A 20,702-nucleotide genomic window follows, 5' to 3' on the forward strand; every position below is an offset into this window, starting at 1 on the left:
CTCACGTTGTCTTCGGCAAGACTTGTTGGCGCCTGGTCAACAGCATCACCGCGATACCGCCGATCACGGTCAGCATGCCGGCCAGCCGCAGCGGTCCGAACCGCTCGCCGAACACGATGCTGGAGGCGGCCGAGCCGACGAAGGGCACCAGCAGCGCGAACGGCACGACCTGCGCAGCCGGATGGTCGCGCAGCAGCCGGCCCCACAGCCAATAGGCGATGCTCGTCGAGATGCCGCCGAGCGCCAGCATGCAGAGGGCCGTGGTCAGCGACATCTGCGTCAGCGCTTGCCAGGTCGGCGCTGGACCATTGGCGATCAGCGCCAGCGCGAACAGCGGCACCGCGGACGTCAGGCACAGCCAGGCGAACAGGTCGAACATCGGCATGCCGCGGGCGCCGCGCAACAGGAGATTGCCGATTGCGAACGAGATCGGCGAGATCATCAGCACCGCAAAGGCACTGACGCTGAATTCATAGCCGACGGTGCCGCAGATCAAGAGAAGGCCGACCGCGGCAATTGCAATGCCGAGCGTCTGCACCGGCGTCGGACGTTCGCCGAAGGCAAGCACCGCAAAGCCGATGGTGAACAGCGCCTGGCTCTGCACGACGACGCTCGTGAGCCCCACCGGCACGCCATGGGCAATGCCATAGGCCTGCGACAGGAACTGGCCGAGGAACAGGGTGAAGCTGATCGCGATCAAGAGCGGCCAGGCGATCTTCGGCTTCCGGATGAACAGGCAGGGCACGGCGGCGATCGAAAAGCGCAGCGCCGTCATCAGCGCCGGCGACAATTCGTCGAGCGCCAGCCGGCTCGCCACGAAGGCAAGTCCCCAGACGATCGCCACCATGACGGCGATGAGGATGTCGGCCGGCTTCATTGTTGTTCTTCTTCGGGCTCTGTTCTGTTGCGTGTTCTTGTCGTTCAGCCTTGCTCGCCGGCGCTTACGTGGAGGGGTTGGGTTTGCGCAGCAGATAGGTGCCGTGCATCGGAGCGTGGTAATCGGCCGAGATCAGCGTGAAGCCGACGTCGGTCAGCATCCGCTCCATCACCCAGCCGAAGGTCGAGTATTCGTCGCGCATATGCGTGACGACGCTCTCGCGCGAAAACTCGTGGTTCTTGATCTGGAAGTCGGCCCATTGCTCGACATCGCGCTCGGCCGCATCCGGCATCGAAACGAAGACGATGTCGCGCAAATAGAAGCTCGCGCCCGGCTTCAGCGCACGATAGATGCGCGACAGCGCCACTGCCTTCCAGAAATCCGGCAGATGATGCAGCGTGAATTCGCTGACGATCAGGTCGTAGGATTCGGGCCGGTAGGCAAAGCTGAGCAGGCCCGCCGACTGCGTCGCGACCTTGGCCTTGCGATCGCGGGCATAGATCTCGGCAAGCGCCAGCATCGCCGGCGAGATATCGATGGCGTCGACCTCGGCCCCCATCAGCGCGGCTTCGGTCGCGAACACGCCGTTGCCGCAGCCGATGTCGGCGATGCGCCAGCCGCGCTGTACGCCGAGCATCTTCAGCGCGGCGCGCGCGCGCAGATCGGCGTCATCGTAGTTGTCGTAGATCGAGGCGACCGCGGGCTCGATGCCCATCCGGTTGCGCTCGTTGTAGTACCAGTCGCGCGCCAGCATGGTTCACATCCCTTCAGGCCCGCGACCGATCGCGGCAACGCCGGTGCGCGACACCTCGACAAGGCCGATGGGACGCATCAGGTCGATAAACTGGTTGATCTTGTCCGTATTGCCGGTGATCTCGAACACAAAGCTCTCGGTGGTGGCGTCGATCACGCGAGCACGGAAGGCATCCGCCAGCCGCAACGCCTCGACGCGATGCTCGCCCTCCCCGCGCACCTTCACCATCGCCAGCTCGCGCTCGATCGAGCGCCGGGTCTGCGTCATGTCGACGACGCGATAGACCGGGATCATGCGATCGAGCTGGTGCTTGATCTGCTGGATCACCATCGGCGTGCCCGTGGTGACGATGGTGATGCGCGAGAGATGTTTTTGGGCTTCGGTCTCGGAGACCGTGAGGCTCTCGATGTTGTAGCCGCGTCCCGAGAACAGGCCGATGACGCGGGCGAGCACGCCGGGCTCGTTCTGCACGAGCACCGAAAGCGTATGCGTCTCGTTGGGATCGTGACGATCCTCGAGGAAATAGGCGGATGCGGGCTGGTTCATTGTCGTCCCCTCTATTCTCTTCGTCACGCCGTCGCCCGCCGGGCGATCGGCGCGTCCGTCCCGACCCAACGGCGAAACAGATCGAAATCGATATTGCCGCCCGAGAGCACGAGACCCACTCGTCTGCCGCCGAGCTTGGTTTTCTCCTGCAGCGCTGCCGCAAGTGCTGCCGCGCCGGCGCCTTCGGCGAGATTATGCGTGTCGGTCCAATAGGCGCGGATCGCCGCGCCCACCTCGTCGTCGGTAACCTGCACGATGCGCGAGGCACCCTTGCGGATGAGTGCGAGAGCGTCCGCGTCGGGAATGCGCGTGGCCATGCCGTCGGCGAGCGTGTTGCTGGTCTCCGTCGTCACGATTGTGCCCGCCGCAAACGACAGCGCGTATGACGGCGCCTCGGTCGACTGCACACCGACGATCTCGGTCTTCAGGCCGAGCAGGTCGCGCGCCATGATGCAACCGCAGATGCCGGAACCCTGGCCGATCGGCACATAGAGAATGTCGAGGTCGGGTGCCGTCCGGAACAATTCCAGCGCATAGGTCGCAACGCCCAGCACGAGGTCCGGGTGGAATGACGGCACCATGTGCAGGCCGGCGAACTGCGCATGGCGCTCGGCTTGCTCGCGGGCGGCCTGAAAGTCCTCGCCGTGCTCGACGAGCTCGGCGCCAAAGGCTTTCATCGCCCGGTTCTTCTCGACCGAGTTGCCGCGCGGCACGTAGATCACCGCGGGCACGCCGTGGCGGCTTGCCGCAAACGCCAGGCTCTGCCCGTGATTGCCACGCGTTGCCGAGATGATGCCGGGCGTGTTTGGCCGCTCGCGCTTCAACCGCTCGAGATAGACGAGCCCGCCGCGCACCTTGAAGGCGCCGATCGGCGTGTGGTTCTCATGTTTGACCACGACGCGGGTACCGAGCCGCTCAGCAAGCAGCGGCCAGGCGTGTGCCGGCGTCGCCGGCACCGCCTGCCCCACGATCGCATGTGCGCGCTCTAGCTCCTTCAGGTCGAACATCGCATCACACCAGCGCCTTGCCGCCGGCGAACGCGACTGCCGTGGCCTCGTCATTGGCCTGCTCCGGCAACAGCATCTCGTTATGCGCCTTGCCGGAGGGGATCATCGGGAAGCAATTTTCGAGAGCCGCGACGCGGCAGTCGAACAGTACCGGGCGCTTGACCGAGATCATCTCCTTGATCGCGCCGTCGAGATCGGCGGGCTTATGCGCCTGAATGCCGACGCCGCCATAGGCTTCCGCCAGCTTGACGAAATCCGGCAGCGCTTCCGAGTACGAATGCGACAGTCGGTTGCCGTGCAGCAGTTGCTGCCACTGCCGCACCATGCCCATGTACTGGTTGTTCAGGATGAAGATCTTGATCGGCAGCTCGTACTGCACGGCCGTCGACATCTCCTGGATCGTCATCTGCACCGAAGCATCGCCCGCGATATCGATGACGAGGCTGTCCGGGTGGGCCACCTGCACGCCGACCGCGGCCGGCAGGCCGTAACCCATGGTGCCGAGACCACCCGACGTCATCCAGCGATGCGGCTCCTCGAAGCCGAAGAACTGCGCCGCCCACATCTGGTGCTGGCCGACCTCGGTGGTGATGTAGACGTCCTTGCCGCGCGTCAGCTCGAACAGCCGCTGGATCGCGTGCTGCGGCAGAATGACGTCGTTGTTCTTCTTGAAGTACAGCGAATTGCGCGCACGCCATTGCGCGATCTGCTGCCACCACGGCTTGATGTCGGGCTTTTTCGCCTCCGCCTTGAACACCTGGAGGATGTCGCCGAGGATGTTGCCGCAATCGCCGATGATCGGCACGTCGACGCGGATGTTCTTGTTGATCGAGGACGGATCGATGTCGATGTGGATCTTCTTCGAATCCGGCGAGAACGCATCGACCCGGCCGGTGATACGGTCGTCGAAGCGCGCGCCGACGCACAGCATGACGTCGCAATCATGCATGGTCATGTTGGCTTCGTAAGTGCCGTGCATGCCGAGCATGCCGAGCCAGTTCTTGCCCGACGCCGGATAAGCGCCCAGGCCCATCAGCGTCGAGGTGATCGGAAAGCCCGTGACTTCGACCAGTTCGCGCAACAGTTTTGAGGCCTCAGGCCCGGAATTGATCACGCCACCGCCGGAATAGATCACCGGCCGCTTGGCATTGGCGAGCAGTGAAACGGCTTTGCGGATCTGCATCGCGTCGCCCTTCACGCGCGGCGCGTAGGAGACGTGCACGTCGGACTTGCGCGGCGGATGGTAGGTACCGGTCGCGAACTGCACGTCCTTCGGCACGTCGACCAGCACCGGGCCCGGCCGTCCCGAGGTCGCGACGTAGAACGCCTCGTGCAGCACCTTGGCAAGATCGTTGACGTCGCGCACCAGCCAGTTGTGCTTGGTGCAGGGGCGCGTGATGCCCACGGTGTCGCATTCCTGGAACGCGTCATTGCCGATCAGGTGGGTCGGCACCTGGCCGGTGATGCAGACCAGCGGGATCGAGTCCATCAGCGCATCCGTCAGCGGCGTCACCATGTTGGTGGCGCCGGGGCCGGAGGTCACCAGCACGACGCCCGGCTTGCCGGTCGAGCGCGCATAGCCTTCCGCGGCATGGCCCGCGCCCTGCTCGTGCCGGACCAGGATGTGCTGGATCTCGCTCTGCTGGAAAATCTCGTCATAGATCGGAAGCACCGCGCCGCCGGGATAGCCGAAAATATCCGTCACGCCATGATCGATGAGCGCGCGCACGATCATCGCGGCGCCGGTCATCTGGTTCGGATCGTGGCTGTTCTCGGTCATTGTCTTGCTCCGGATGCGCTGTTGTCAGCGGCTTCTTCGAGGTCTGGTTCGGGAAATAAAAAAGGGCCCCAAGAGGCCCCATGCGCACCGCTCGGTTTTGGATGGCCGCTAGCCATCCCCGGCGATGCGCCTGGGTACGACGACGATAAGGAGTTTGGTAATAATATTACGCATGAAGTCGGCTCGGCTTCCCAAAGGTTGCGCAAACCATAGCGGCCAAAGCCCGGATGTCAAGGCAATGCGGCCATTTTCGCGCGATTTCGAGGAGTGTAGCGGCGTTCCGGCGGTTCGGCGAGAGAGAATTTGCTGCGCCGGCACAAAAGCGCGTCATTCCGCTTGCCGCGCCGCACCGACGGCAGCCGTGAGCCACCTCCTCGCCTCCTCCGGCTTCACCCATTCGAACTCCGGCAATTGGTGCCGGAACCAGGTGAACTGACGTTTGGCGTAATGGCGGGTGTCGGCTCGGCCGATCGCCGCCGCCTCGTCCAGGCTGATCTCGCCACGGAGGTGCCGGATCAGCGTGGGCACGCCGTGGGCCTTCATCGCCGGCAACAACGGATCGAGTTTGCGCGAGGCGAGCAGCTCGACCTCGTTGAGCGCGCCGGCGCCAAGCATGGCGTCGAAGCGGGCATCGATGCGGGCATAGAGCTCATCACGTTCGGGGGCGAGGAACAGGGCGCTGAAACTGTCTTTGGGCAACAGGGGCGGCTGACTCTCGCGATGCCAGTCGAGCAGCGAGCGGCCGGTCGCCTCGACCACTTCGAGCGCGCGTGCGATGCGGGTGCGGTCGCGCACATTCAGCCGCCCGGCGGCGGCCGGATCGCGGCTAGCGAGTTCCGCGTGCAGCGCCTCGACGCCGCCCTGATCGAGCCGCGCGCGTACGCCCTCCCGGACCTCGGCGGGGATCGGCGGCACCGTCGAGAGGCCACTCGTCAGCGCCTTGAAATAGAGCCCGGTGCCGCCGATGAAGATCGGCAGGCGGCCTTGCGCCCGCGCCTCGGCCAGCTCTGCCGCCGCATCCGCGACCCAGGCGCCGGCCGAAAAATTCAGAGCCGCGTCGACATGGCCATAAAGACGGTGCGGGACCTGCGCTTCCTCATCCCGCGTGGGACGCGCCGTAATGACACGCAGATCGCGATAGACCTGCATGGAATCGGCATTGATCACGACGCCGCCGGCGCTCAGCGCTAGCTCGAGCGCCAGCGCCGACTTGCCGCTGGCGGTCGGGCCTGCGATAAGCACGGCCTTGCTCACTTGCCCCTCGCTCACGAAAACCTCAAATGTCCCTCGTCGCCACGCTGATCAGCAACCCCAATAGTCCCGCGCTCGACAGCACGATCGTCGACGGCGCACGTGCCGTGCTGCCCTCGGCCGCGCCTGCGCATTGGCTGTTCGACGGCGTCGCGGTCGACATACCCTTCGGCGCGCAGGATAACCTCGAAGGCGATCGTCACGCCATTGAACATCGGTTGCGCGAGCTGCGCGGCGACCTGCCGATCGACATCGTCGTGCAGCCTGCCGGCTTCCGGCGCAAGAGACTTTTTCTCGCCGACATGGATTCCACCATGATCGGCCAGGAATGCATCGACGAGCTCGCCGATGTCGTCGGGGGCAAGGCGCATGTCGCTGCGATCACCGAGCGTGCGATGCGCGGCGAGATCGAATTCGAGCCCGCCCTGCGCGAGCGCGTCGCGCTGCTGAGGGACCTGCCCGTTAGCGTGGTCGACGATGTGCTCGCCAAGCACATCACGCTGACGCCGGGCGGCCGCGAGCTGGTCGCAACCATGCGCGCGCACGGCGCCTATACCTGTCTCGTGTCCGGCGGCTTCACGCTGTTCACCAACGCGGTCGCCGCGAAAATCGGCTTCCAGGAGAACCGAGCCAACAAGCTGATCGTGCGCGACGGCAAGTTCACCGGCGAAGTGAAGGAACCAATTTTGGGTCGCGCGGCGAAACTCGCGACGCTGGTCGACCTGATGGAGTCGTTCGATCTCGACGACATCGATACGCTGGTCGTCGGCGACGGCGCCAACGATCTCGCGATGATCCAGGCGGCAGGGCTAGGTGTCGCCTATCACGCCAAGCCCGCCGTGGCGGCTGCGGCGGCCGCGCGGATCGATCACGGCGATCTCACCGCGCTGCTCTATGCGCAAGGGTACAAGCGCGAGGAGTTCGTGGAGGCGTAGCCTCTTTTGCTGCACGCTCAGCGGCCGTAGGGTGGGCAAAGTCGCACTTGCGCCGTGCCCACCACTCTTACCGCGATGTCAGAAAGACGGTGGGCACGCTTCGCTTTGCCCACCCTACGGGATTGCGCCGCGACTACTGCACGCTCAGCGCCACGAACCGCAGCTCACCGTCGCCGTTGGAGACGAGCAGCAGCACCGATTTCTTGCCGTCCTTCTTGAGCTGGTCGATGCGCTTCTGGACGTCGGCACCACTGGAGACGGCCTCCTGCGCCACCTCGACGATGACGTCGCCGGCCGAGAGCCGCTTCTCGGCAGCGTCGGAATTGGCGTCGACATTGGTCACGACCGCGCCTTTGACGGTGTCCTTGATCTTGTAGCGGGCGCGCAAATCCTTGTTCAGTGTCGCCAGATCAAGACCAAGCGCCTTCTGCGTCACCAGCTTCTCCGGCGCCGGCTCATCGGTCTTCACTGCCGCCTGGACCTTGTCGGGATCCTGCAAGCGGCCGAGCTTGACGCGCTTGGTCTCCTCCTGGCCCTTGCGGATGACGACGACGTCGACCTCCTTGTCGACCGCCGTATCGGCGACGACGCGAGAGAGATCCTTCGGGTCCTTGACGTCCTTGCCGTCGAACTTGACGACGACGTCGCCGGGCTCGATGCCGGCGGGCTTTGCCGGGCCCTTCTCGTCGACACCGGCGACCAGCGCGCCGCGTGGCGGCTTGATGTTGAGGCTTTCGGCGATCTCGTCGGTGACCGACTGGATGCGAACGCCGAGCCAGCCGCGGCGCAGTTCGCCGAACTGGCGAAGCTGGTCGACGACGCCAGCGACCGTCTTCGACGGCACGGCGAAGCCGATGCCGATCGAGCCGCCGGAGGGCGAGATGATCAGTGTATTGACGCCGATGACCTCGCCTTCGAGGTTGAACAGCGGACCGCCGGAATTACCGCGGTTGATGGCGGCATCGGTCTGGATGTAGCTGTCATACGGGCCTGACGAGATGTCACGGTTCTTGGCCGAGACGATGCCAGCCGTTACCGTGCCGCCGAGGCTGAAGGGGTTGCCGATCGCGACCACCCAGTCGCCGAGACGCAGTTTGTCGGAGTCGCCGAACTTCACCGAGACCAGCGGCTTCGGCGGCTTGAACTTCAAGACAGCGAGGTCGGTCTTCTTGTCGACGCCGACGAGTTCGGCCTTGATCTTGGTGCCGTCGTTGAGAATGACGTTGATCTCGTCGGCATCCGCGATGACGTGATTGTTGGTCACGACGATGCCGGACGTGTCGATGATGAAACCGGAGCCGAGCGAGTTGGTCTTGCGCGGCGGACCATTGTCCCCTCTGTCGCCCCCCTTGCTGCCGCCGCCGGGACCGCGACGATTCTTGAAGAAGTCGTCGAAGAATTCCTCGAAGGGCGAGCCGGGCGGCAGTTGCGGCATGGTGTTGGTGCCGCCGCCCTTGGCTTCGACGGTCTGCGAGGTCGAGATGTTGACGACCGCATCGATCACCTTCTCGGCAACGTCGGCGATGCCTTCCGGTCCGCGCGCATAAGCCGGCGAGCCGAATGCGCTGAACGCGCCGATGGCGATCGCAGCCAGCCCAATTCGCACGCAATGGCGCAAACGGGTCTTGGCAATGGTGGCAGCGGTCATTGTGATCTCCGAAAGAGAATTAAGGATTCGTTCTCCAGACTGCGCTCGAACGGGGTGGCGGCGCAAGCACGGAGGTTAACGGGCCTCAAGACCCGGATAATACGGCGAAAAACCGGCGACTTCGCTTCACTTTAGCGTTCGCGTTGGAAGTGCCGGGCTCAGTGGTGTCGGATCCACCAGATCAGGATCAGGCCGGCCACGGCCGAGCCGATGCCCACGGCACGCAGGATGTGATCGGGAGTTGCAAGCGCACTTTTCATCGCCTTGCGCATCCAGGCGGGACTCGCCGCGAACATCAAGCCTTCCAGCACAAACAGGATGCCCAAGCCGATGAGGAAGTCGGCAAACGCTATTGACCTCATCGGACTGGAACCTCCCCTTGTGCCGTTCTTGTTCCGCGAAGGGGCGGCGTTGGCGCCGCCCCTTGCTTCGTTTTACTGTTTCGGCGCCGCCTGCGCTTCGGCGCCCGCCTTGCCGCTTGGGCTACCGAAGTACCGGAAGAAGTCCGAGTTCGGCCGCAGCAGATAGCGGGTGTCGCTCGAGCGCAGCCCGGTCTCATAGGCCGACATCGAACGGAAGAAGGCGAAGAAGTCCTGGTCCTTGCTGTAAGCTTCCGCGAACAGCCGGGCGCGTTCCGCATCGCCCGCGCCGCGGGTCTGTTCGGCCTGCGAGTTGGCCTCCGCGACGATCACGGTCGCCTCACGATTGGCCTTGGAGCGGATCTCCTGCGCCTTCTGGTCACCCTGCGCGCGGAACTCGGCCGCTTCGCGTTGGCGCTCGGTCTTCATCCGGTCGTAGACCGCCTGGCTGTTCTGCTCCGGGAGGTCGGCGCGGCGGATTCGGACGTCGACGACCGAGATCCCGTAGCCGTCGGCCTCGCGGTCGAGCTGCTCGCGGATGCGCCCCATCAGCTTCTCGCGCTCGTCGCGCACCACCGTGATGAAGGTGACCTCGCCGAGCACGCGGCGCAGCGCCGCGTTGAGCAGCGTCGTGAGCTGAAGGTTAGCCGCCTGGATCGAGCCGACGCTCTGGTAGAAGCGCAGCGCGTTCTTGATGCGGTAGCGCGCAAAGGCGTCGACCACGAGCCGCTTCTGGTCGGAGGCGATCACTTCCTGCGACGGGTTTTCCAGATCGAGGATGCGATTATCGATGCTGATCACGCTGTCGATGAACGGCGCCTTGAAGTTCAGCCCTGGCTCGGTGACGACCTTGACGGGCTCGCCGAGACGGACCACGAGCGCCTGCTCGGTCTGCTGCACCGTGAAGACCGAGCTGTAGGCCACGATCAGGATGAGCAAGAGGACGATCAGCGAGACGATGCCTGTAACCGGAGACCTCATCGGGTGCCTCCGCCCTGCTGGCCGGAGGTGGCCGGCGGCCGCTTCGGCGTCAGCTCGTTGAGCGGGAGGAAGGGCACGACGCCGCCTTGTCCCGTCGCGGCGCCGTCATAGACGAGCTTTTCCGAGCCGCCGAGCACGCGCTCCATCGTCTCCAGATAGATTCGTTCACGCGTCACGTCCGGCGCCTTCTTGTATTCCTCGTACACCTTCAAGAACCGCGCGCTCTGGCCCTTGGCCTCGGCGATCACTTGTTCCCTATAGCCTTCGGCGTCTTGCAGGATCTGCGCCGCGCGGCCGCGGGCTACCGGCACGATACGATTGGCATCGGTCTGCGCCTCGTTCTGCTTGCGCTCAAGGTCGGCGCGCGCGGCCTGCACATCGCGGAAGGCGTCGATGACCTGCGCAGGCGGGTCGACCTTCTGCATCTGCACCTGGGTGATCAGAATGCCGGAGCCGTAGCCGTCGAGCGTCCTCTGCATCAATTCCTGCACGCCCTGCTCGGTGGTATTACGGGCGCCGGTCAGGATCGGCTGGATCTGCGAGCGGCCGATCACCTCGCGCATCGCGCTTTCGGCGACCGCCTTCACGGTGCCCTCGGGGTTCTGGATGTTGAACAGGAAGTCGCCAACGCCGTCGGGCTTGATGCGCCACAGCACGGTGAAGTCGACGTCGACGATATTCTCGTCGCCGGTCAGCATCAGGCTCTCTTCCGGCACGTCGCGGATGGTGCGGCCGCGGCGGGAGGGATCATCGATCAGCGTCATGCCGATGGAAATGGTCGAGACACGCAGCGCCTTGGGCAGCAGCACCGTCTCGATCGGATAGGGCAGATGGTAGTTCAAGCCCGGCTGCACGGTGCGCACATGCTTGCCGAAGCGCAGGACCACGCCGAGTTCTTCCGACTGCACGCGGAAGAAGCCCGAGGCGAGCCAGATCGCGACGATGAACAGCACGATGACGCTGATGCCGAGGCCGCTGAAATAGCCGCCGGGCAGGAGCTGCTGGAGCCGGTCCTGGCCGCGTCGCAGAAGGTCTTCCAGATCCGGCGGCCGCGGCCCGACCGGTTGCGGGCCTGTGCCCCATGGCCCTTTCGAGCCCGAGCCCCACGGGCCACCGCCCTGATTCTTCCACGGCATTCGACAGTCTCCTCGGCAGGGTCTGGAATTGCCCCCGCCCGCTTTGTCCGGTCCGGCTTTATAGGGGACGCTTTGCCCCCTTACAACGCACGCCTGACCGCCTCCGAGCTATGCCGCGCTGGGGAAATGTCAATGTAAACATTGGTGAAAGCGGTTAATGTTGCGGCCGCCGACGATATGTCACATAGGAGAAATCGGCGCTGTCGTCGCCTGCGGCCGGATGACGGACACGCGCGACCTCCTCCCATTCTGCCTTGTTGATCTCGAAAACAGTGTCGCCCTCGGGCCGCGCATGCACCTCGGTGACTTCGAGGCGATCGGCACGATCGAGCCATTGGCGATAGATTTCGGCCCCCCCGATCACCGCAATCTCGGCGACCGAGCGCCGCAGGGCATCGCCACGTGCGATCGCATAGGCGTCCGCCGAGGACGTGGTCACGACGGCGCCCGCCGCGCGGAAGCTCACATCGCGGGTGATGACGATGTTGGTGCGACCGGGCAGCGGCCGGCGCAGCGACTCGAAGGTCTTGCGGCCCATCACCACGGGCTTGCCGATGGTGAGTGCCTTGAAGCGCTGCATGTCGGACTTCAGCCGCCACGGGATCGCATTCCCGGCGCCGATGACGCCGTTCTCCGCGATGGCGACGACGAAGACGATCTCCATCAGGGCGCCTTCCCTGCAAGCCGCGTCAAGGCGTCACCGGTGACGCGGCACAGCGTCCAGTCATCCATCATGACGGCGCCGAGCGACTTGTAGAACGCGATCGATGGCGCGTTCCAGTCCAGCACCGCCCATTGCAGCCGCGACCAGCCATTCTCGACGCAGTCCTTCGCGAGATAAGTAAGCAGCGCCTTGCCGATGCCCTTGCCGCGATGCGACGGTCGCACGTAGAGGTCCTCGAGATAGATGCCGTGGCGGCCACTGAAGGTGGAGAAATTCACGAACCACACCGCGAACCCGACAGCCTCGCCATTCCATTCGGTGATCGCGCAAAAGAGCCGCGGGTTCGCGCTGAACAGCGCCTCCGCGATCATCGCTTCCGTCGCGTCCACCTCGTGCGTGAGCTTCTCGTACTCGGCAAGCTCGCGGATGAAGGAGAGAACGAGCCCGGCCTCGCCTGGGCGCGCGCGGCGGATGTTGAGCGACATCTATACTGCGACTTCCGCCTTGATATGCGGATGCGGGTCGTAGCCGACGAGCTCGAAATCCTCAAAGCGGAAGGAGAAGATGTCCTTCACGTCCGGATTGATCCGCATCACCGGCAGCGGACGCGGCGTCCGCGTCAGTTGCAGCCGCGCCTGTTCCAGGTGATTGGAATAGAGATGCGTGTCACCGAGCGAGTGCACGAAGTCGCCGGGCTTCAACCCCGTGACCTGCGCGACCATCATCGTGAGCAGCGCGTAGGAGGCGATGTTGAAGGGTACGCCGAGAAAGACGTCGGCCGAGCGCTGATAGAGCTGGCACGACAATTTGCCATTCGCGACATAGAACTGGAACAGCAGGTGGCATGGCGGCAGCGCCATCTTCTCGACGTCGGCCGGATTCCAGGCGGTGACGATCAGCCGGCGCGAGTCCGGGTTCTTTTTGATCATGTCGACGACGTTGGCGATCTGGTCGATGCTGCGGCCGTCGGCCGTCGGCCAGGAGCGCCACTGATGGCCGTAGACCGGGCCGAGATCGCCGTTGGCATCGGCCCATTCGTCCCAGATGGTGACGCCATTGTCGCGCAGATATTTGATGTTGGTGTCGCCGTTGAGGAACCACAGCAACTCATGCACGATCGCCTTCAGCGGCAACCGCTTGGTGGTCAGCATCGGAAAGCCGGCCGCAAGGTTGAAGCGCATCTGATGGCCGAACACCGACAGCGTGCCGGTGCCGGTCCGGTCGCGCTTCTCGACGCCGTCTGAGAGAATCCGCTCGAGCAGGTCCTGATATTGGTGCATGCGTGCGCTATGGGCCTTTTGGGGGGACGGCGAACTTAGCGGCCAGCCCCGTGCTGCGACAGCAGCGATTCGCTGCTTCGCGCAGATTATACCCGGAAAAGTGAGCGTTCCGCCGACAAACGACAAGGGGCGGAACTTGCGTCCCGCCCCTGCCCTACCTTCTTGATAGTACTGGCCAAGTTGGCAACCGCCGGCCTCAATTCTCCGATTCCGTGAACACCTCGTCGCGCTTGGCGCGCAACACCGGCAAAACCGTGAGCACCAGGAGGGCGGCCGCGATCGCGAGCAGCACGGCGGAGAGCGGACGCGTCACGAACACGCTCCAGTCGCCGCGCGAGATCAGCAGCGCGCGGCGCAGGTTCTCCTCCATCAGCGGTCCGAGCACCATGCCGAGCAGCAGCGGGGCCGGCTCGAAATCGTGCTTGATCAGCCAGTAGCCGACGAGGCCGAACACGCCTGCGAGAATGACGTCGACCGGCGCGTTGTTCACCGAGTAGATGCCGATCGCGCAGAAGATCACGATCGAGGGGAACATCAGCCGATAGGGCACGCGCAACAGGCGTACCCAGATGCCGACCAGCGGCAGGTTGATGATGATCAGCATGAGGTTGCCGATCCACATCGAGGCGATCATGCCCCAGACGAGGTCCGGCTGCTTCTGCATCACCTGCGGGCCCGGCACGATGCCGTGAATGGTCATCGCACCGACCATCAGCGCCATCACCGCGTTCGGCGGGATGCCGAGCGTGAGCAGCGGGATGAAGGAGGTCTGCGCCGCAGCGTTGTTGGCGCTCTCCGGCGAAGCTACGCCTTCAATCGCGCCGCGGCCGAACCGCGAGGGATTCTTCGCGATCTTCTTCTCCAGCGTGTAAGCGGCGAAGGATGCGATGACCGCGCCGCCGCCGGGCAGGATGCCGAGGATCGAGCCGAGCACCGTGCCACGCACGATCGCGGGCGCGGAGTCGACCAGGTCTTTCCTGGTCGGCATCAATCCCGTGATCTTCTGCTGCACGAGATCGCGGTTCATCTCGGCGCCGGCGTCGAGGTTGCGGATGATCTCGGCAAAACCAAACACACCCATCGCCACCGTCGCGAAGCCGAGGCCGTCGGCAAGCTCCGGAATATTGAAGGCCATGCGCGAGGCACCGGTCTCGATGTCGGAGCCGACCATCGACAGCAGCAGGCCGAACACGATCATGGCGATCGCCTTGAGCACAGAACCTTTCGCCAGCACCACGGCGAAGATCAGGCCGAGCACCATCAGCGAGAAATATTCGGCCGGACCGAATGCCAGCGCGAGCTTGGTCAGGGGGGCGCCGAGAACGGCGATCAGGACGGTTGCGACGCAGCCAGCGAAGAACGAACCGATCGCCGCGATCGCCAGCGCCGGACCGGCGCGGCCCTGCTTGGCCATCTGATGGCCGTCGATCGCCGTGACGACGGAGGTCGCTTCGCCGGGGATGTTGACGAGGATCGAGGTGGTCGAGCCGCCATATTGGGCGCCGTAATAAATGCCGGCAAGCATGATCAGGGCGCCAACCGGCGGCAATCCGAACGTGATCGGCAACAGCATCGCGACGGTTGCGATGGTGCCGATACCCGGCAGTACGCCCACCAGCGTGCCGACGAGCGCACCGATCAGGCACATCAGGAGGTTGATCGGCGAAAATGCGACGGCAAAACCGTGAGCGAGGTTGGCAAAGAGATCGACCATCATGCCCTCACTGGACCAGGAATCGCGGGAACATCGGCATCGGCAATCCGAGCACGTAAGGGAACAGCAGCGCACAGCCGATCGTCAGGCAGGCCCCGACCATGAAGGCCTCGATCCACTTCGTCTCATGCGAGCCCATCGCTGCAATCAGGAAGCTGACGAATGCCGAAACCACGAGCCCTAGAGGCCGGATCGCCAAGGCAAAGAAGACAATCGCCGCCATCACGAACAACGGCCCGCGCCAGGAATAATGCGAGAGCCCCGCCCCCTCGGTCAGAAGTCCCGTCAGCGCGATGGCGGCGGCCAACGCGACCAGCAGCCCGCCGAACATGCGCGGCGCCGTGCCGGCTCCGAAGGAGAAGCCGCGCATGCCCTGCAAGTCACTCGACGCCCACAATGCGAACAGCGCCACCGCCATCAGAACGATACCGCCGATATAATCCTGCGGCGCGCGGATGGTCATGAAGAGCGTGAGGATTGCGACCGCAAACAGCGGATAGGAGTAGATCAGCGCCAGCAGAACGTCCGAGGACAGCGCCTTCTTGGCATCAGCGCCGAACGCCCCGAACACCGCGCCGGGCGCCCCCGCCAGAAGCGCGGTCGCGTGGCTGATCAGGACGGTCGCCGGGCCGCGCCCGCTACCCCATCCGAATATCGTCCCGACCGACCAGATGAATTCGAAGATCTGCGGCGCGAGCGCCAAAAGGACGATGCCGATTGCGACCGATGTGTTTCGAGTCGTTGTCGCCGAGTGGCCCATTGTGTCGGCCATGCATGTCTCCTCCGCGACCCCGTAAGTCACGAGCCTTGTTGTTCTATTGGATGGAATTGGATCCCCACCACCAGCATCATTGCCTAGCGACTTTCATCACACAACGCCAGCAAAACCCAAGACGCCGCCGGCAAGCAACAGCCAGAGCGGATTGATGCGCGACACCGAGGCAAGCACCGCAACGCAAGCCATCAGCAGCGCGGCAATCACGGTGTGAGTGGTGGATTGAGCCAGGATCAGAGCGCTTGCCGCCATCAGGCCGATCGACAGCGGAACCAGTGCAACCTGGATCATGGCGGGCCAGCGCGATTGGCTGGGACGGTTGAGGAGGCGGCTCACATAGTAGGCAAGCAGAGCCGTCGGCAGGCACATCGCGAGCGTTGCCGCGAGCGCGCCGGGAATGCCGGCAACCGCATAGCCGATCAACGTGACGATCAGGACGTTCGGACCGGGCGAGAGCTGCGAGATCGCAAAGGCGTCGGCGAACTGCTTGTCGGTCATCCAGTGATGCACGTCGACGGCGATGCGGTGCATCTCCGGCACCGCGGCAGCCGCGCCGCCGACCGCGAACAGCGACATCAGGCCGAAGGTCGAGATCAGCGCCCAGATCGGGTTCTCGCTGTTCATGCTGATACCTTCCGCCGCAGGACAACCGTGACGGCGATGCTGGCAGGGATCGCGACCAGCAGCACCGCTTGCAGCGGCAGCCGCAGCACGCCGATCGCGACGAACACGGCTGCCATCAGGACGAGGGCAATCGCGTCGGCACGCCTCAGGAGCGGCGTCATCATGCGAAAGACCACCGCAATCAGCAGCCCGACGGCCGCGCAGGACACCCCGGCAAGGGTCCGGCGCAAAACCTCGAGCTCGCCGAAATGGGCGTAGAGCACAGCGAGAGCCGTCATGATCAGCGTCGGCGGCGCCAGCAGCCCGGCGAAGGCGGCGACGCCACCGGCAAGCCCGCGCAGGCGCGAGCCGAACACCATCGACAGGTTGACGATGTTGGGACCGGGGAGGAAGTGGCAGAGCGCAAAGGTCTCGTTGAACTCGTCCGCCGTCATCCAGCGATGGTCCTCCACGATCGCCCGTCTCGCGAACACCAGGACGCCGCCGAACCCGGCCAGCGACATCCTGGCAAATGCCGTGAACAGGGCGAAGAGGCCCGGTGGGACGGTCTTGGCGAGGATATCCGGCTCTTGAACGGCCGGTGCGGAATCCGAGGACATCGTGGCAGCTTAAGGGGCCGGGTATGCCTGCGCCAAGGGCCGGCCTTCTGGGCGGCCAGCACCTATCCAAAGGAACTCTCGCCAAACCCCTGTCTTTCCCGACCTTTGCCCCCTATATTGGGGGTGCCGGCTTGCCGGCTATGGAAATAAACGGTCGTCGCAATAAACCATTCGGACCCGGGGGCGGTACCCGGCGCCTCCACCAAAGCCCACCAGCGGGCTATCCCAGAGCGGGCTTTGGCGGGGGCGAAATAGGATCGACGAGGGCGTAAAGGGCGTACTTTTTCCCGGTATTGTTCCGCCGTTATCGGGCTACTGCAATAGTTGCCAACGACAACTTTGCTCCGGTTGCTCAGGCTGCGTAACGCAGTTTGAAAGACCACTCTAAAGCCCTAGCGGGTTAAGCTCCGCTAGGCGGGGTTCGGAGGCACCTGGCAACAGAAGCCTCCACTTCCATTTTTCTCCCGACCATTTTCTCGCGGGCGGGGACTCCTGCTGGCCGGTCGGGCGCGGTACCATTGCGGCTTGGCGAGTCGGCGCGGCACCGGCTCGGGAAATGCGACAGGACCGATAGTCAGGATCCATAATGGCGACCGATCATATCCGATACGACGTGCTGGCACGCGACGCATTGCGCGGCGTGCTGCGGAAGGTGCTGAGCGATGCCGCAGCGCACGGATTGCCGGGCGAGCATCACTTCTTCATCACCTTCGTATCGAAGGCGGAGGGCGTAAAGCTGTCGCCGCGGCTGCTCGCGCAATACCCCGACGAGATGACGATCATCCTCCAGCACCAGTTCTGGGACCTGACCGTGCTCGATGATCGCTTCGAGGTTGGCCTGTCCTTCGGCGGCATCCCGGAGCGGCTGGTGGTGCCGTTCAGCGCGATCAAGAGCTTCCTCGACCCGTCGGTGAAATTCGGCCTCCAGTTCGACACCTCCGATGTGGCGGAAGTGCCGCCCGCGGCACTCCCCACAGCCCCTGCTCCCTCGGCCGTCTCGGTCCCCGCGCCGGCTCCCGAGAAGACGGAAGCCGAGGACGAACCCACCGCGCCCAACCAAGGCGGCGCCGAGGTCGTGCGGCTGGATCGCTTCCGCAAGAAATGATTGAGGTCGCGCCGCGCGAGAGCCAAGCGCGGCCAAACCACCTATATAGATGAGCATCGAAAAGCTGTGCGCATTCCGCGCGGCAGAATGGATGTGCTCATGGACAAGACGACCCGCACCTCACGCCGCTCTTCCACCCGTATCGAGACCGACAGTTTTGGTCCGATCGAGGTCCCCGCCGACCGCTACTGGGGAGCGCAGACCGAACGCTCACGGCAGAATTTCCGCATCGGGGAAGATCGCATGCCGATCTCGCTCGTGCATGCGCTCGGCATCGTCAAGCTGGCCGCAGCCCAGACCAATCGCGAGCTCGGCCTCATCGACCAGCGCCGCGCGAATGCCATCATCCGCGCCGCGCGCGAGGTGGTCGAGGGCAAGCTCGACGACCACTTTCCGCTGGTAGTGTGGCAGACCGGCTCGGGCACCCAGAGCAACATGAACCTCAACGAGGTGATCGCCAACCGCGCCAACGAGCTGCTCGGCGGCGAGCTCGGCGCCAAGAAGCCGGTTCATCCCAACGACCACGTCAACATGAGTCAGTCGTCGAACGACTCTTTTCCCACCGCGATGCACATCGCGGCCGCCGGCCGGATCACGGCCGATCTCATTCCAGCGCTCTCCGAGTTGCTCGTCGCGCTGCGCAAGAAGGAGAAGGCGTTCGCAAAGATCGTCAAGATCGGCCGCACCCATACCCAGGATGCGACGCCGCTGACGCTCGGCCAGGAATTTTCCGGCTACGCCGCACAAGTCGAAAGCGGCATTGCGCGATTGAAGGTCGCGGTGAAGGATCTCTATCCGCTGGCGCAAGGCGGCACCGCGGTCGGCACGGGTCTCAACTCAAAGCCGCGCTTTGCAAGACTGTTCGCCAGGCACGTCGCGACCATCACGAAACTGCCCTTTACCAGCGCTGCCAACAAGTTCGAGGCGCTGGCGTCGAACGATGCCTATGTGCTCGTGCACGGCGTCATCAATTCGGTGGCGACGGGGCTGTTCAAGATCGCGAACGACATCCGCCTGCTGGGATCGGGCCCGCGCTCGGGGCTGGGCGAACTGATCCTGCCCGAGAACGAGCCCGGTTCTTCGATCATGCCCGGCAAGGTCAATCCGACCCAGTGCGAGGCGATGACCATGGTGTGCTGCCAGGTGTTCGGCAATCACACTGCAATCACCGTCGCCGGCAGCCAGGGCCATTTCGAGCTCAACGTCTTCAAGCCCGTGCTCGCTTACAACATGCTGCATTCGATCCGGCTGATGGCCGACGCCGCGCGCTCCTTCACCGAGCATTGCGTTTCGGGCATCCGTGCCGACGAGAAGCGTATCCGCGAGCTGATGGAGCGCTCGCTGATGCTGGTGACGGCGCTGGCGCCGAAGATCGGCTACGACAACGCGGCCAAGGTGGCGAAAACGGCGCACGCCAACGGCACCACGCTGAAGGAAGAGGCACTCCGACTCGGCTTCGTCTCGGCGGACGAGTTCGAGCGGCTGGTCCAGCCCGAAAAGATGACCCACCCCGGCTGAATTGCCGGATTTCGATAGGCCTCCGTAAAGATACGGAGGAAAAAACGGCAAGAAATATAAGATCCGAGCAAGGGGATTTGATTACCGTCAATGTTCCGGCCTTGGCGCGTGCTAGGCGGTATTTGCCCACGACCGGGCGAAATTGATTGTTTGATGGTATCAGAGGCCGATTGACGAGGACCAAATGGCGATCAAGTCTCATGGAACACAACGCAGTGCATCATTTCTAACGATTTCATCCCGCCTGCCGAGGATTGGCTGATGGAGACGCGGCATGGGGAACGTCATCAACCTGAACCGCTTCCGGAAGCGCGCCGAACGGGAAGCCTCGGCGAAGCAGGCGGAGGCCAACCGGACGAAGTTCGGCCGCACCAAGGCCGAGCGATCGGCGGAGGAGAAGCGCGAGGCCCAAGCGAAGGAGCGCCTGGATCAGCATCGGATCGAGCGCGAGGAACAGCCATGAAATCGCCCGTCGTCAAGCGATCGATCGTCGTCGCCGGCCACAAGACCAGCGTCAGCCTGGAAGAGGCCTTCTGGAACGGCATGAAGGAGATCTCCGGACTGCGCAACATGACGCTGTCGGAGCTGGTCGGCGAGATCGACAGCAATCGCCAGCAGGGCAACCTGTCGTCCGCGATCCGCCTGTTCGTGCTCGATTACTTCAAGAACCGCGCTATGGCCGTCCTGCCCGAGCAGAAGGTCCCGGCGCAATAGAGCGCTCGAAGGCATTCGACAAAACTCCGCCGCGAGGCCCGCACTTTATAATCACTCTAAGGTGCGGTCCCGGCTGCGTGAGTGCGCTTGACCTCTCTCGCTGCCGTTGAAAATACAGGGCATGACCGACGACAAGATCACGCGCCCGCAGACGTCCACGCAGCTGCCCTCGAGTTTGCCCTCGGGTTTGCCCTTGGGGCTGGCCGAACGCGGCTATTCGGGCGTCATCCAGCATCTTTCCGCCAGCGGTGCGGGCTCGGCTTTGTCGGACGTCGAGCTGGAAAGCCGCCTGATCGAGCTCGGCTTCGTCGAGGGTGCCAAGGTCGAGATCCTGCACGAGGGCATCGTCGGCCGTGACCCGATCGCGGTGCGCGTCGACAACGTCACCATCGCGGTGCGGCGCCGCGAAGCCATGGCCATCATCGTCGCGTAACG

At 64.3% G+C, this 20,702-nt stretch carries 23 protein-coding genes and 1 other RNA gene; 7 read left to right on the forward strand and 17 right to left on the reverse strand.

The window, feature by feature from the left end; translation table 11 throughout:
* Position 1: 1 nt before the first annotated feature.
* From SO156_RS25280 to miaA, 6 genes are all read right to left on the reverse strand, one after another.
* The gene (locus SO156_RS25280) at positions 2–877 is read right to left on the reverse strand and encodes an EamA family transporter (protein ID WP_458144179.1); all 876 of its coding nucleotides are present in this window, start codon (positions 875–877) and stop codon (positions 2–4) included.
* A 64-nt stretch (positions 878–941) separates the two neighbouring features.
* The gene (locus SO156_RS25285; RefSeq protein WP_498536623.1) at positions 942–1,631 is read right to left on the reverse strand and encodes a class I SAM-dependent methyltransferase; all 690 of its coding nucleotides are present in this window, start codon (positions 1,629–1,631) and stop codon (positions 942–944) included.
* A gap of 3 nt (positions 1,632–1,634) precedes the next feature.
* The gene (gene ilvN, locus SO156_RS25290) at positions 1,635–2,177 is read right to left on the reverse strand and encodes an acetolactate synthase small subunit (RefSeq protein ID WP_458144177.1); all 543 of its coding nucleotides are present in this window, start codon (positions 2,175–2,177) and stop codon (positions 1,635–1,637) included.
* Positions 2,178–2,200: 23 nt separating this feature from the next.
* On the reverse strand, positions 2,201–3,184 hold the full coding sequence (locus SO156_RS25295) for a threonine dehydratase (protein ID WP_498536650.1): 984 nt from the start codon (positions 3,182–3,184) through the stop codon (positions 2,201–2,203).
* A 4-nt stretch (positions 3,185–3,188) separates the two neighbouring features.
* The gene (locus SO156_RS25300) at positions 3,189–4,964 is read right to left on the reverse strand and encodes an acetolactate synthase 3 large subunit (protein ID WP_498536624.1); all 1,776 of its coding nucleotides are present in this window, start codon (positions 4,962–4,964) and stop codon (positions 3,189–3,191) included.
* A gap of 327 nt (positions 4,965–5,291) precedes the next feature.
* Positions 5,292–6,233: a tRNA (adenosine(37)-N6)-dimethylallyltransferase MiaA gene (gene miaA, locus SO156_RS25305; protein WP_498536625.1), complete on the reverse strand. Its 942-nt coding sequence runs from the start codon at positions 6,231–6,233 to the stop codon at positions 5,292–5,294.
* 11 nt (positions 6,234–6,244) lie between these two features.
* Between miaA and serB the strand changes: the two genes are divergently transcribed.
* Positions 6,245–7,150 (forward strand): phosphoserine phosphatase SerB, encoded by a 906-nt coding sequence (serB, locus tag SO156_RS25310; RefSeq protein WP_498536626.1) that lies wholly within the window; start codon positions 6,245–6,247, stop codon positions 7,148–7,150.
* A 133-nt stretch (positions 7,151–7,283) separates the two neighbouring features.
* On the opposite strand, the gene SO156_RS25315 is transcribed toward serB, so the two are convergent.
* The 11 genes from SO156_RS25315 to SO156_RS25365 form a co-directional block, all read right to left on the reverse strand.
* Positions 7,284–8,798 carry a Do family serine endopeptidase gene (locus SO156_RS25315; RefSeq protein WP_498536627.1) on the reverse strand — a complete coding sequence of 505 codons (1,515 nt, stop codon included), beginning with the start codon at positions 8,796–8,798 and terminating at the stop codon, positions 7,284–7,286.
* A 158-nt stretch (positions 8,799–8,956) separates the two neighbouring features.
* A complete protein-coding gene (locus SO156_RS25320; RefSeq protein WP_449379225.1) occupies positions 8,957–9,160 on the reverse strand; it encodes a DUF2065 domain-containing protein in 204 nt (67 codons plus the stop codon).
* Positions 9,161–9,232: 72 nt separating this feature from the next.
* Entirely contained in the window at positions 9,233–10,138 is a 906-nt protein-coding gene (gene hflC / locus SO156_RS25325; protein ID WP_458144171.1) for a protease modulator HflC, read from the reverse strand.
* Positions 10,135–11,274, reverse strand: a complete 1,140-nt coding sequence (hflK, locus tag SO156_RS25330; protein WP_458144170.1) for an FtsH protease activity modulator HflK — start codon at positions 11,272–11,274, stop codon at positions 10,135–10,137. Before hflK ends, hflC begins: the two co-directional genes overlap by 4 nt.
* Before the next feature lie 154 nt (positions 11,275–11,428).
* The gene (locus SO156_RS25335; RefSeq protein ID WP_498536628.1) at positions 11,429–11,938 is read right to left on the reverse strand and encodes a dihydrofolate reductase; all 510 of its coding nucleotides are present in this window, start codon (positions 11,936–11,938) and stop codon (positions 11,429–11,431) included.
* A complete protein-coding gene (locus SO156_RS25340) occupies positions 11,938–12,423 on the reverse strand; it encodes a GNAT family N-acetyltransferase (RefSeq protein WP_498536629.1) in 486 nt (161 codons plus the stop codon). Before SO156_RS25340 ends, SO156_RS25335 begins: the two co-directional genes overlap by 1 nt.
* Entirely contained in the window at positions 12,424–13,218 is a 795-nt protein-coding gene (locus SO156_RS25345; protein ID WP_458144167.1) for a thymidylate synthase, read from the reverse strand.
* A gap of 196 nt (positions 13,219–13,414) precedes the next feature.
* Positions 13,415–14,932 (reverse strand): tripartite tricarboxylate transporter permease, encoded by a 1,518-nt coding sequence (locus SO156_RS25350; protein ID WP_458144166.1) that lies wholly within the window; start codon positions 14,930–14,932, stop codon positions 13,415–13,417.
* Positions 14,933–14,939: 7 nt separating this feature from the next.
* Complete coding sequence (locus SO156_RS25355; RefSeq protein WP_498536630.1) at positions 14,940–15,704, reverse strand: tripartite tricarboxylate transporter TctB family protein; 765 nt, start codon at positions 15,702–15,704, stop codon at positions 14,940–14,942.
* Between the two features lie 96 nt (positions 15,705–15,800).
* Positions 15,801–16,331, reverse strand: coding sequence for a chromate transporter (locus SO156_RS25360; protein WP_458144164.1), 531 nt, complete (start codon positions 16,329–16,331; stop codon positions 15,801–15,803).
* Entirely contained in the window at positions 16,328–16,930 is a 603-nt protein-coding gene (locus tag SO156_RS25365) for a chromate transporter (protein WP_498536631.1), read from the reverse strand. The genes SO156_RS25360 and SO156_RS25365 overlap by 4 nt, the downstream gene beginning before the upstream one ends.
* Positions 16,931–17,016: 86 nt before the next feature.
* Here SO156_RS25365 and ssrA point away from each other — a divergent pair.
* From ssrA to SO156_RS25395, 6 genes are all read left to right on the forward strand, one after another.
* Positions 17,017–17,382: a transfer-messenger RNA gene (gene ssrA / locus SO156_RS25370) on the forward strand.
* Positions 17,383–17,516: 134 nt separating this feature from the next.
* Positions 17,517–18,035 (forward strand): SspB family protein, encoded by a 519-nt coding sequence (locus SO156_RS25375; protein ID WP_458144162.1) that lies wholly within the window; start codon positions 17,517–17,519, stop codon positions 18,033–18,035.
* 87 nt (positions 18,036–18,122) lie between these two features.
* Positions 18,123–19,553: a class II fumarate hydratase gene (fumC, locus tag SO156_RS25380; protein ID WP_498536632.1), complete on the forward strand. Its 1,431-nt coding sequence runs from the start codon at positions 18,123–18,125 to the stop codon at positions 19,551–19,553.
* A gap of 274 nt (positions 19,554–19,827) precedes the next feature.
* The gene (locus tag SO156_RS25385; protein WP_458144160.1) at positions 19,828–20,016 is read left to right on the forward strand and encodes a DUF4169 family protein; all 189 of its coding nucleotides are present in this window, start codon (positions 19,828–19,830) and stop codon (positions 20,014–20,016) included.
* A complete protein-coding gene (locus tag SO156_RS25390; RefSeq protein ID WP_458144159.1) occupies positions 20,013–20,267 on the forward strand; it encodes a ribbon-helix-helix domain-containing protein in 255 nt (84 codons plus the stop codon). Before SO156_RS25385 ends, SO156_RS25390 begins: the two co-directional genes overlap by 4 nt.
* A 121-nt stretch (positions 20,268–20,388) precedes the next feature.
* Entirely contained in the window at positions 20,389–20,700 is a 312-nt protein-coding gene (locus SO156_RS25395; protein ID WP_498536633.1) for a FeoA family protein, read from the forward strand.
* The last annotated feature ends 2 nt before the right edge of the window (positions 20,701–20,702 follow it).

It is taken from the genome of Bradyrhizobium sp. UFLA05-125, from assembly GCF_059803515.1.

Bases quoted from the DNA above. Each gene is read 5' to 3' on its own strand.
- fumC (WP_498536632.1), top strand. From the start codon at position 18,123: ATGGATGTGCTCATGGACAAGACGACCCGCACCTCACGCCGCTCTTCC.
- SO156_RS25390 (WP_458144159.1), top strand. From the start codon at position 20,013: ATGAAATCGCCCGTCGTCAAGCGATCGATCGTCGTCGCCGGCCACAAG.
- SO156_RS25300 (WP_498536624.1), bottom strand. From the start codon at position 4,964: ATGACCGAGAACAGCCACGATCCGAACCAGATGACCGGCGCCGCGATG.
- SO156_RS25385 (WP_458144160.1), top strand. From the start codon at position 19,828: ATGGGGAACGTCATCAACCTGAACCGCTTCCGGAAGCGCGCCGAACGG.
- SO156_RS25295 (WP_498536650.1), bottom strand. From the start codon at position 3,184: ATGTTCGACCTGAAGGAGCTAGAGCGCGCACATGCGATCGTGGGGCAG.
- SO156_RS25285 (WP_498536623.1), bottom strand. From the start codon at position 1,631: ATGCTGGCGCGCGACTGGTACTACAACGAGCGCAACCGGATGGGCATC.
- SO156_RS25340 (WP_498536629.1), bottom strand. From the start codon at position 12,423: ATGTCGCTCAACATCCGCCGCGCGCGCCCAGGCGAGGCCGGGCTCGTT.
- SO156_RS25320 (WP_449379225.1), bottom strand. From the start codon at position 9,160: ATGAGGTCAATAGCGTTTGCCGACTTCCTCATCGGCTTGGGCATCCTG.
- SO156_RS25395 (WP_498536633.1), top strand. From the start codon at position 20,389: ATGACCGACGACAAGATCACGCGCCCGCAGACGTCCACGCAGCTGCCC.
- ilvN (WP_458144177.1), bottom strand. From the start codon at position 2,177: ATGAACCAGCCCGCATCCGCCTATTTCCTCGAGGATCGTCACGATCCC.
- SO156_RS25350 (WP_458144166.1), bottom strand. From the start codon at position 14,932: ATGGTCGATCTCTTTGCCAACCTCGCTCACGGTTTTGCCGTCGCATTT.
- serB (WP_498536626.1), top strand. From the start codon at position 6,245: ATGTCCCTCGTCGCCACGCTGATCAGCAACCCCAATAGTCCCGCGCTC.
- hflC (WP_458144171.1), bottom strand. From the start codon at position 10,138: ATGAGGTCTCCGGTTACAGGCATCGTCTCGCTGATCGTCCTCTTGCTC.
- SO156_RS25280 (WP_458144179.1), bottom strand. From the start codon at position 877: ATGAAGCCGGCCGACATCCTCATCGCCGTCATGGTGGCGATCGTCTGG.
- SO156_RS25345 (WP_458144167.1), bottom strand. From the start codon at position 13,218: ATGCACCAATATCAGGACCTGCTCGAGCGGATTCTCTCAGACGGCGTC.
- SO156_RS25315 (WP_498536627.1), bottom strand. From the start codon at position 8,798: ATGACCGCTGCCACCATTGCCAAGACCCGTTTGCGCCATTGCGTGCGA.
- SO156_RS25355 (WP_498536630.1), bottom strand. From the start codon at position 15,704: ATGGCCGACACAATGGGCCACTCGGCGACAACGACTCGAAACACATCG.
- SO156_RS25375 (WP_458144162.1), top strand. From the start codon at position 17,517: ATGGCGACCGATCATATCCGATACGACGTGCTGGCACGCGACGCATTG.
- SO156_RS25360 (WP_458144164.1), bottom strand. From the start codon at position 16,331: ATGAACAGCGAGAACCCGATCTGGGCGCTGATCTCGACCTTCGGCCTG.
- SO156_RS25335 (WP_498536628.1), bottom strand. From the start codon at position 11,938: ATGGAGATCGTCTTCGTCGTCGCCATCGCGGAGAACGGCGTCATCGGC.
- SO156_RS25365 (WP_498536631.1), bottom strand. From the start codon at position 16,930: ATGTCCTCGGATTCCGCACCGGCCGTTCAAGAGCCGGATATCCTCGCC.
- hflK (WP_458144170.1), bottom strand. From the start codon at position 11,274: ATGCCGTGGAAGAATCAGGGCGGTGGCCCGTGGGGCTCGGGCTCGAAA.